The organism is Solemya pervernicosa gill symbiont (assembly GCF_002020875.1).
GTDB lineage: Bacteria > Pseudomonadota > Gammaproteobacteria.
On sequence record NZ_MPRL01000039.1, the window covers coordinates 24,259 to 34,139 of the forward strand.

Below are 9,881 nucleotides of genomic sequence, written 5' to 3' on the forward strand. Positions count from 1 at the left end.
GTCTATGATCACTAGTAACCAGGTGGCTCCTGACGATAACTACAGGCTCAGATGAACAGACTCCTCGGTATTACGACAACCGCACTGCTACTGGTGCTGGTGCCACTACAGGTGGCCTCTGCTGCCAAGCTCTATCGCTGGGTAGACGAGTCTGGCCAGGTCCACTACGGCTATACCGTGCCGCCGGCCTATGTAAAACAGGGCAGCGACGAGCTAAGCAACCGCGGACGCACCGTGAGTAGCACCCCACGCGCCAAGACCCAGGAGGAGATCGCTGAAGAGAAGCGTATCGCCGCCGAAAAGAAACGCCTTGCCGCCAAAGAGGCGGAGCGTAAACACAAGCAAGATATCTACGACTCCATCCTGGTCAGAACCTACGGTTCGGCTAAGGAGATCGAGATGGTACGCGACCGCAACCTCGAGGCCATCGATGCATCCATCATCACCTCTGAAGGGCGTATCGAGAAGCTATCGGGCGACCTGGGCAATCGTAAAAAAGAGGCCGCCACACAGGAGAGGCGTGGCAAGGCGATCAGCGCCACCATGCGCGACGGAATCGCCATGGTTCAATCACAGATCGCAGAGAACCGGGCATTCATCGAGAATAAACGAGTGGAACGAGCCCAACTTGTAGAGAAATATGCCAAAGCAATGGAACGCTTTCTGCAGTTACGCCCCACCAGATAGTGCCCCTAGTCGGCGCGAATCAATGTACCAACACCCTCGTCAGTAAAGAGCTCCAGCAGCACTGCATGCTCAACACGCCCATCGATGATGTGCGAACTCTGCACACCGCCCTGCACCGCCTCCAGCGCGCAGCGAATCTTTGGCAACATGCCACCGTGAATGGTGCCATCCTTGATTAGCTCATCGACCCGATTGACCGAAAGCCCAGTCAATAGCTCTCCCTCCTTGTCGAGCAGACCGGCGGTATTGGTAAGCAGCATCAGCTTCTCAGCATTCAACGCCTCGGCCACCTTACCGGCGACCAGATCGGCGTTGATATTATAGGATTGGCCATCGTCACAGACACCGATCGGTGCGATTACCGGGATAAAATCACCGTGCACCAGCATCTCAACCACTGAGGTGTTGACCTTATCGACCTCGCCCACATGACCCAGGTCGATGATCTCGGGCGCATCCAGCTCGGGGTCGTTTCGACTGAGCTTGAGTTTCTTCGCCTGGATCAGACCACCATCCTTTCCTGTCAGACCGACCGAGCAGCCGCCGTGACGACTGATCAGATTGACGATCTCTTTATTGACCAGACCGCCGAGCACCATCTCAACCACGTCCATCGTTTCGCTGTCGGTCACCCGCATTCCTTCGATGAACTTGCTCTCCTTACCGATCCGCTCCAGCAGGTTACCGATCTGCGGCCCACCGCCGTGCACCACTACCGGATTGATCCCGACCTGCTTCATCAGCACCACATCACGGGCAAAGCCGCTCTTCAGCTTCTCATCGACCATGGCGTTACCGCCATATTTGATCACTACCGTCTTGTCGCTGAAGCGCTGGATATAGGGCAGCGCCTCGGAGAGCACATGAGCGGTATTCATCGCGGCGGAAGGGTCAAGACTCATCTCTATTATCTCTCTTGGTTCATCGCTGAGCAGGAGGCGAAGTATACCCCGTCACCTGTCGTCTTTTTTCAGAATGGCAGCTTGATATTGCGGTTGATCTTCAACATCTCGACATGGAAATGCTTCTGGATCTTCGATAGCGCCGCCTCACTGTTGGCCTCAAAGCGCAGCACCAGACAGGGGGTGGTATTGGAGGCGCGCACCAGACCCCAACCCTCCTCATAATCGGCACGAATGCCATCAATGGTGGTCAGCTTCGCACCCTCAAAATTACCACTCGCCTGCAGCGCCTTCATAAAGCGGAACAGCTCACCCTCGGCCATTTCCACCTGCAGCTCTGGGGTGTTAACGCTATCGGGCAGCGCATCGAAAAGAGTACCGCTGCTATCGGCACTGGCAGAGAGTATCTCGAGCAGTCTGGCGGCCGCGTAGAGTGCATCATCGAAACCGAACCAACGCTCCTTGAAGAAGATATGACCGCTCATCTCGCCAGCCAGCAGAGAGCCGCTCTCCTTCATCTTCGCCTTGATCAGCGAATGGCCGGTATTCCACATCGTCGCTTTACCACCCGCCTCGCGGATCACCCGCTCGAGGTGACTGGAGCACTTAATATCGAAGATGATTTCGGCACCCGCGTGACGTGAAATCACATCGCGGGCAAACAGCATCATCAGTCGGTCGGGCCAGATGATCTTACCGTTGGAGTCGACCACCCCGAGGCGATCACCATCACCATCGAAGGCGAGACCGATATCGGCACCCTGTCCGGCAACAGCGGTAATCAGCGCCTTAAGGTTCTCAGGATCGCTCGGATTGGGGTGGTGGTTGGGGAAGTTGCCATCAACACTGCAGTAGAGCTCCACCACATCACAACCTAGCTGACGTAGCAGTATCGGAGCTATCTTGCCCGCTACACCGTTGCCACAGTCGATCACCACCTTAAGGCCGCGCTGTAGCCGGACATCCTTGAGAACACGCTCGCTATACTCGTTCTCCAGCTCAACGCTGTTGACCTCACCATCACCGCTGAGGAAATCCTCATCCTCAATACGGCGGCGCAGCTTCTGGATCGCATCCCCGGCAATCGTCTCTCCACGCAACACAATCTTCAGGCCATTGTAGTTGGCTGGGTTGTGGCTACCGGTCACCATCACGCCCGAGGTACTACCGAGCAGGTTAGTCGCAAAATAGAGTAGCGGTGTCGGTACCATGCCGATATCGATCACGTCGCGACCACTCTCACAGATACCTTTGATCAGCGCATCGGCAAGCTCGGGGCTGGAGTTACGACCATCACGCGCCACAATCACCGCCTGCTCACCGAGCTCGAACGCCTCACTGCCAATGGCACGGCCGATATCCTCAACGATCTCAGCAGTCAGCGTCTCACCGACCACACCACGAATATCGTAGGCACGGAAGATGGGATTCACGTTCTCATCCTCATCGACAATCATTGAGGTATCGTCGCCCTGAAAAATCAGACTCGGGCCGAGATCATCTTTCAGCTTGTCATCACCGAAGATCTCATCCTCGAGCGTCGACTCACCTCCATCCGCACCATTTTCTTGTGCAGCCTCATCAACACTTTGAGCAGCTGCACCACGACCACCACGGCCCATCTGCACCAGCAGCGCCAGGGTGTCGCGGCAGCCTACCAGCGCAGCGCGCTGTGGTTCCACCACGCGTCCCTCGCGCATCGCTTTGACCATGTTGATAACGAGCGCCATATCGCTGCGCAGCGCACCACTGATCTGGCGTAACACCATCACCAGAACAACCAACAGGATGGCAATCGATGCGCCGGCAACCACCCAGATCAGCAGCGGATCACTACCGCCGCTTGCCGGTGGCTGTGGCCAGAAACGCACACTCCAGCCTGTACCCGCAATCTTGCTCGTATGCACAGATGTCGTGCCTTTGAGCGCCACCGCACCCTTGGCCGCCAGCTTCATACGGTCGCCTCCGACCCCTTGCTGCAGCTCAACATATCCACCGGGGTTGGCAATCTTACCGATCGTCGCCTGCAGCCCCTTCACCGAGAGCGCGATCTGCAGTGCACCGACGATGGTGCCGTCGCCCGACTTGATCGGTCGTACGATATCGATATGTTCCTGCGTGCTGTTAAAGAGATGAATCTCAATGGCTGGCTTTTCACCCTTATCAGCGCTGTGTAGCAGATCGAGACAGGCGTAACTGAGATTGGGCGTGGTGGTGGTATCAACCGTATCGACACCGGGCGGCAGCAGCCGAACCAGCAGTGCATCGGGGAAGGCGTAACCGAGCTGTTCGGCGCGTGCGCTCAACGCCTGCGGTTTACCCTCCACCAACAGCTGCGCCAGTGAAGGCTCAGAGGCGAGCTTATCGGCCATCGCGCTGTAGTGATTGATATAGGCAGAGACCCTGGCGCTATGCGCCCTGGCGAGCAGATCATAGTGAGCCGTCTGGCCGCTATCATCGCCATTCGAGAGCTGCATCTGCGCCACAAAGGCCGTGGCCGCAAAGAGTATTGCCGCCGTAACAGCAACAACCATGAGCGGAATCACAAGGTGGATTCCACCCCGGATTGAGGGTTTTTTCTTAGCCTTCATAGAAGCTCCATTCTTCTAACTTATCCACGCATCCATGACGATGCCGAAAGTTGATGGAAATCAGTGGCGACCAGAGTGGCCAAAACCACCCTCGCCACGCTCAGAGCTCTCAAACTCCTCGACCACCTCAAAATCGGCCTGCACCACCGGCACCACCACCAGCTGTGCAATACGCTCACCGATTTCGATGGTAAAAGAGTCGGAACCACGGTTCCAGCAGGATACAAAGAGCTGTCCCTGATAATCGGAATCGATCAGACCGACCAGATTACCGAGCACAATGCCGTGTTTATGTCCGAGACCGGAACGCGGCAGGATCACCGCAGCGAGTGAGGGCTCACAGACATGGATCGCGATACCCGTCGGGATCAGGATCGTTTCGCCGGGGGCGATCACCGTCGTCTGCTCAAGTGCGGCGCGAAGATCCATCCCAGCCGAACCGGGGGTCGCGTAGTGCGGCATCGGAATCTCGTTACCGATCCGTGGGTCGAGTATCTTCACCTCAATCTTCTGCATCTTCTCACTCACTGTAGTCTCTCTACTCTTTATCGTTGTTGAGTCACGGCAAAACGTTCCGCAACTACATTAATCAGTGTTCGCGCTAACTGCCGTTTCGGCTGCTGCTCAAGCAGCTGTTCTCCTCCCTGCCAGAGCAGGTGGAGACTATTATCGTCACTATCGAAACCCGAACCGGGCAATCCGACGCGATTGGCGGCGATCATATCGAGCCGCTTCTGCTCCAGTTTGTCGCGTGCATAGTCGAGCACCTGATCGGTCTCGGCGGCAAAACCGACCGTGAACGGCGCACTATCGAGCGCTGCAACGCCAGCAAGAATATCGTTCGTACGCTCAAGCGATAGCGAGAGTGATGCCTCAGACTTTTTCATCTTCTGTCCCTGCACCTCGGCGGGTCGATAGTCGGCCACCGCGGCGGTGGCGACAAAGATATCGCACCCCTCGATGGCCGCCATCACTGCACGTTCCATCTCGGCAGCGCTCTCAATATCGATCCGCTCAACACCCGCCGGGGTGGAGAGCACCACCGGCCCCGCCACCAGCACCACCTCAGCACCGGCAGCAGCCGCAGCCTCGGCCACCGCAAACCCCATCCTGCCGGAACTGCGGTTGGTGATATAGCGCACCGGATCGATCGGCTCGCGAGTCGGGCCAGCAGTAACCACCACCTTTAAGTTGTTCAGCGGCCCCTCAACAAGACGCTCTACCACCCGCGCCAGCAGCGCGCTCGGCTCAACCATCCGCCCTGGCCCCACCTCGCCACACGCCTGCTCACCACTATCGGGACCAACCAGCTCGATACCGCGCTGTAGCAGGATGCGTGCATTCGCCTGGGTCGCCTCGTCCTGCCACATCACACGGTTCATTGCCGGGGCGAGCAGCAGCGGTGCCTCCGCTGCCAGCACCAGGGTGGTCAGCAGATCATCGGCCCCGCCATGGACCAGCTTCGCCATGAAATTGGCCGTGGTCGGTGCCACCAGAATCAGGTTGGCCCAGCGTGCAAGTTCAATATGGCCCATCGCCGCCTCACTCTCGCTATCGAGCAGCTGGCTGTGGACCGGGTGGTCGGAGAGTGCCTGCAGGGTCAGCGGGGTAACAAACGACTCCGCCGCCTCACTCATTACCACTCGCACCTCGGCCCCTGCGCCGCGTAGCAGGCGCACCAGCTCCGGACACTTGTAGGCGGCGATGCCACCGGTAATGCCGAGGAGAATTTTCTGACCATTGAGGGGCTGATCCATAATCGTGACGATTCTACATAAACTTTCAAACAATGCGGATAACCGATTAATATTAACCGGCGGCAGGATGCCGTACCGACAACAGGGAGTTGAATATGCCGATCACCGACTGGCCCGCCGAAGAGCGTCCCCGCGAGAAGCTGCTACAACGTGGCGCGACCGCCCTCTCAGATGCAGAACTACTCGCCATCTTTCTCCGCACCGGTACCCGCGGCAAGACCGCCGTCGACCTGGCGCGTGAACTACTAGCGGAGTTCGGTAGCCTACGCGCCCTGCTCAGCGCCGATCAGAAACAGTTCTGCAACGGACTCGGTCTCGGCAGCGCCAAGTACGCCGTGATGCAGGCCACTCTGGAGATGGGCAGACGCCATCTGCACGAGACCCTGCTCAGCGGCGATGCACTGACCAGCCCCGACCAGACCCGCCAATACCTCACGGCACAGCTGCGTGACTACCAACACGAGGTCTTCGCCGCCCTGCTGCTCGACAACCGTCACCAGGTGATCCGTTTTGTCGAGCTCTCCCACGGCACCATTGATGGGGCCAGCGTGCATCCGCGCGAGGTGGTCAAAACCGCACTCTCATTTAATGCCGCCGCTGTAATCTTTGCCCACAATCACCCCTCCGGGATCGCCGAGCCAAGTCAGGCCGATCAGCGCATCACCGAACAGCTCAAGGCCGCACTGGCACTGGTCGAGATCCGGGTGCTCGACCACCTGATCATCGGTAACGGTGAGAGCCACTCATTCGCCGAGCACGGATTGCTGTAAAATAATCGCGCCGCTGCCTTGCCTCACCAGATTGAATTTGCTATAAAGTGCGGCTCTTCGGCACGTTGTATGCGTGGCCTCAAGAATTTTACGGAGATTTACGATGTCCAAAGTATGTCAGGTTACCGGGAAGCGCCCCGTTGCCGGAAACAATGTGTCCCATGCGAAAAACAGGACGAGACGCCGCTTCTTGCCTAACCTCCACACCCACCGCTTCTGGGTTGAGAGTGAGAACCGCTTCATTCGTCTGCGCGTATCTGCCAAGGGCATGCGCATTATCGACAAGAACGGTATCGATTCAGTCCTGACCGACATGCGCGGTCGCGGCGAAAAGGTTTAAGGGGAATTTATCATGCGTGAAAAGATTAAACTGGTTTCAAGTGCCGGCACCGGCCACTTCTACACCACCATGAAGAACAAGCGTAACACCCCTGAGAAGGTCGAGATGATGAAGTTCGACCCGGTTGTTCGCAAACACGTCTCCTACAAGGAAGCGAAGATCAAGTAACAGCGATCTCGTTCCAGCAACAAACCCGCTGCGGCGGGTTTTTTGTTGCCTGAAATCGACCCAGCCCCTAAGCTAGCCCCCTATTTCCACATTCCCAATAAATGGAATTACGCGTGAGCAGCAAACAGGTCTTCGTCACCCGCCAGGGTATCTACAACCGCCTCTCTGAAGTTTTTGCCTATGAGCTAATCTTCAACGACACGATCAACGTGGATAGCGATCACAGCAGTAACGTTCGCGACTTTATCGGCAATGTGGTCGAGATCGGCCTCGATAATCTTGCAGGACGCAGACCGGCAATCATTAACCTTGATCCGGAGTTGCAACTCGACGAGACCCTGCTCCAGCTCTCAACGCCTCAGATCATTCTCGGCATCTCACCCACCACTCCAGCCAGCGACGAAAACATTGAGAAGCTGCTCAAACTAAAGGGACACGGCTACAAGCTGCTGCTCAACGACTTCGTCTACAGCCAGGAGCGTGCTGAACTGCTAAAACATGCTGACATCGTTCGCATCCAGGTTGGAATCGGCGATCTGCGCGAGATGATGGAGGCGATCACACCCATTCGTGAAGCGGGTGTCGAGATCCTCGCCGACGGGGTCGATAGTCGCGATGTGCATGCTCGTTGTGTACAGCTCGGCTTCTCATACTTTCGCGGCAACTTTCTCTGCCAGCCCAATATCGTTGAGGGCAAACGTCTCGCCTCCAACCGCACCACTGCGCTGCGCCTGATCGCTAGCCTGCAGGCTGCCGACGTCTCCAACAAAGAGATCGAGACCCTGATCAGCCAGGATGTCACCCTCAGTTACAAACTGCTGCGCCACATCAACTCCGCTTTCTTCGCCCTGCCGCGCGAGATCGAGTCGATCAAACAGGCGATCGTCTATCTCGGTCTGCAGGCGATCAAGCAGTGGGCGACCCTGATCTCACTGACCAATGTCGATGACAAACCGAGCGAACTGATGAACATCTCGATGCTGCGCGGCAAGATGTGCGAACTGCTGGCCGAACAGGCCAGGTTGCCGCAACCCGCAGGTTTCTTCACTGCAGGACTCTTCTCCACCCTCGACGCGATCATGGATGCCGATATGGGCGAACTGCTGGAGCAGCTACCGCTTAGTCAGGAGATCAAAGATGCGCTACTGAAACGTGAGGGCGCGATAGGTGAGGCGATCAACTGTGTAATCGCCTATGAGCAGAGTGACTGGGAGAAGAGTGCCTTCCAGGATCTCGACCCGTGGAAGGTCGCCACAACCTACACTGAGGCACTCAGCTGGTCTGATAGCACCCTCGCCGCCCTGCCCAGCGGCTAGACAAACCTGAGCAGCAGATTACCGTAACCATCAACCCGGCAGTGCCAGCCGGGTGCCAGCCAGGTGGTTGAGACCGTCTCGGTAATCAGCGCTGGCCCAGAAAGCTCACTACCGGCAGCGAGCGCATCGCGCTGATAACAGGCTACCGGTTCCGCCACACCGTAGAGCGGACGATGAGCAAACGGCTCGACATCACCCTCACCCAACGGCTGCAGCTCAACTCTTGAAGCGCCACCGCGCACACCAACGCGCACATTAACCAGCTCAACCTCCATCCCCAGACTATGACCGTAGCGCTGGGCGTGCAGTGCATGAAAACTCGCCTTGCTCTCATGCATGCCGCACCACGGCACATTGAGGGTGTAGGACTGCCCCTGATAGCGCAGATCGACCGAGCGCTGCGCCTCGATCAACGACTCATCAACACCCTCTGCCAGCAGCTCGCTACGCCCCTGACTCAGTAGCACATCGAAGTGCTGGTCGAGCATGGCGACATCGATAGCATGCAGTAGTCCGGTCACCGTTTGAGAGAGCTGCCGTCCACGCGGCGCGGCGAGCATGCCGAGCGCCGAGAGCACACCGCCGTGTCGCGGCACCAGCGCCTCATCCATGCCGAGCGCCTCGGCCAGGGCACAGACGTGCAAGCCACCGGCACCGCCAAAGGAGGTCAGCGTCAGCTCACGCGGATCGACACCCCGCTCGACCGAGATCACCCGTAGCGCACGTGCCATATGTTCGTTGGCAAGATGGATCACGCCCGCCGCCGCCTCTTCGCGCGTTAGTTTCAAACCTGCTGCCAGCTCATCGACCACCACCGTTGCGGCAGCAAGATCGAGACTCATATTTCCGCCGAGAAAGGCATCGGGTTGCAACCGCCCCAGCACCAGATTGGCGTCGGTCACCGTCACCCGTGAACCGCCACGCCCGTAACAGGCGGGGCCCGGATCGGCACCCGCCGACTCCGGCCCGACCTGCAGCATACCGCCCGCATCGACCGTGGCGATCGAGCCACCACCCGCACCAATGGTATGCATATCGACCATCGGTACACCGACCGGATAACCTGCGATCTCCCCCTCACCGGTCAACTGCACCTCACCGTCAATCAGCGCCACATCGGTCGAGGTGCCGCCCATATCGAAGGTGAGTAGTCGTTCGCGTCCCGCCAGTTCGCCGATAAACTGCGCTCCACGCAGACCACCCGCCGGACCGGAGAGCAACATGCGTACCGAGTGTCGCCCCGCCTGGGCGGCTCGGGGAGTCGCTATTTTTGCGGAAGCTTGTTTTGGGCGTCCAAGCCCAAGCAAGCGGCAAATACTTAACGCGACCGTTTATGCCTACGGCGCCCCG

The 9,881-nt window shown here is 58.1% G+C and carries 10 protein-coding genes; 5 read left to right on the forward strand and 5 right to left on the reverse strand.

Features of this window, described 5'->3' with window-relative positions; genetic code table 11:
• The first annotated feature begins 51 nt into the window (after positions 1–51).
• Entirely contained in the window at positions 52–687 is a 636-nt protein-coding gene (locus BOW52_RS09865; RefSeq protein WP_078483912.1) for a DUF4124 domain-containing protein, read from the forward strand.
• Positions 688–692: 5 nt separating this feature from the next.
• On the opposite strand, the gene argB is transcribed toward BOW52_RS09865, so the two are convergent.
• From argB to coaBC, 4 genes are all read right to left on the reverse strand, one after another.
• Positions 693–1,589, reverse strand: coding sequence for an acetylglutamate kinase (gene argB / locus BOW52_RS09870; RefSeq protein ID WP_078483913.1), 897 nt, complete (start codon positions 1,587–1,589; stop codon positions 693–695).
• A gap of 68 nt (positions 1,590–1,657) precedes the next feature.
• The gene (locus BOW52_RS17415; protein WP_078483914.1) at positions 1,658–4,180 is read right to left on the reverse strand and encodes a phosphomannomutase/phosphoglucomutase; all 2,523 of its coding nucleotides are present in this window, start codon (positions 4,178–4,180) and stop codon (positions 1,658–1,660) included.
• Between the two features lie 60 nt (positions 4,181–4,240).
• Complete coding sequence (gene dut, locus BOW52_RS09880) at positions 4,241–4,696, reverse strand: dUTP diphosphatase (RefSeq protein ID WP_078483924.1); 456 nt, start codon at positions 4,694–4,696, stop codon at positions 4,241–4,243.
• 29 nt (positions 4,697–4,725) lie between these two features.
• Complete coding sequence (gene coaBC, locus BOW52_RS09885) at positions 4,726–5,937, reverse strand: bifunctional phosphopantothenoylcysteine decarboxylase/phosphopantothenate--cysteine ligase CoaBC (protein WP_078483915.1); 1,212 nt, start codon at positions 5,935–5,937, stop codon at positions 4,726–4,728.
• Between the two features lie 95 nt (positions 5,938–6,032).
• On the opposite strand from coaBC, the gene radC reads away from it, so the two are divergent.
• From radC to BOW52_RS09905, 4 genes are all read left to right on the forward strand, one after another.
• Positions 6,033–6,707 carry a RadC family protein gene (radC, locus tag BOW52_RS09890; RefSeq protein ID WP_078483916.1) on the forward strand — a complete coding sequence of 225 codons (675 nt, stop codon included), beginning with the start codon at positions 6,033–6,035 and terminating at the stop codon, positions 6,705–6,707.
• Positions 6,708–6,810: 103 nt separating this feature from the next.
• Positions 6,811–7,047: a 50S ribosomal protein L28 gene (gene rpmB, locus BOW52_RS09895; protein WP_078483917.1), complete on the forward strand. Its 237-nt coding sequence runs from the start codon at positions 6,811–6,813 to the stop codon at positions 7,045–7,047.
• Positions 7,048–7,059: 12 nt separating this feature from the next.
• Positions 7,060–7,215: a 50S ribosomal protein L33 gene (gene rpmG / locus BOW52_RS09900; RefSeq protein WP_078483918.1), complete on the forward strand. Its 156-nt coding sequence runs from the start codon at positions 7,060–7,062 to the stop codon at positions 7,213–7,215.
• 113 nt (positions 7,216–7,328) lie between these two features.
• Entirely contained in the window at positions 7,329–8,531 is a 1,203-nt protein-coding gene (locus BOW52_RS09905) for an EAL and HDOD domain-containing protein (RefSeq protein ID WP_172840294.1), read from the forward strand.
• Here the strand turns inward: BOW52_RS09905 and BOW52_RS09910 are convergent.
• Positions 8,528–9,838, reverse strand: coding sequence for a hydantoinase/oxoprolinase family protein (locus tag BOW52_RS09910; protein WP_330359762.1), 1,311 nt, complete (start codon positions 9,836–9,838; stop codon positions 8,528–8,530). The genes BOW52_RS09905 and BOW52_RS09910 overlap by 4 nt on opposite strands.
• Positions 9,839–9,881 lie beyond the last annotated feature (43 nt).

What these genes read in the sequence shown, in the direction of transcription:
- BOW52_RS17415 (WP_078483914.1), bottom strand. Translation starts at nt 4,180, where the DNA reads ATGAAGGCTAAGAAAAAACCCTCAATCCGGGGTGGAATCCACCTTGTG.
- dut (WP_078483924.1), bottom strand. Translation starts at nt 4,696, where the DNA reads ATGCAGAAGATTGAGGTGAAGATACTCGACCCACGGATCGGTAACGAG.
- rpmB (WP_078483917.1), top strand. Translation starts at nt 6,811, where the DNA reads ATGTCCAAAGTATGTCAGGTTACCGGGAAGCGCCCCGTTGCCGGAAAC.
- rpmG (WP_078483918.1), top strand. Translation starts at nt 7,060, where the DNA reads ATGCGTGAAAAGATTAAACTGGTTTCAAGTGCCGGCACCGGCCACTTC.
- radC (WP_078483916.1), top strand. Translation starts at nt 6,033, where the DNA reads ATGCCGATCACCGACTGGCCCGCCGAAGAGCGTCCCCGCGAGAAGCTG.
- BOW52_RS09865 (WP_078483912.1), top strand. Translation starts at nt 52, where the DNA reads ATGAACAGACTCCTCGGTATTACGACAACCGCACTGCTACTGGTGCTG.
- argB (WP_078483913.1), bottom strand. Translation starts at nt 1,589, where the DNA reads ATGAGTCTTGACCCTTCCGCCGCGATGAATACCGCTCATGTGCTCTCC.
- coaBC (WP_078483915.1), bottom strand. Translation starts at nt 5,937, where the DNA reads ATGGATCAGCCCCTCAATGGTCAGAAAATTCTCCTCGGCATTACCGGT.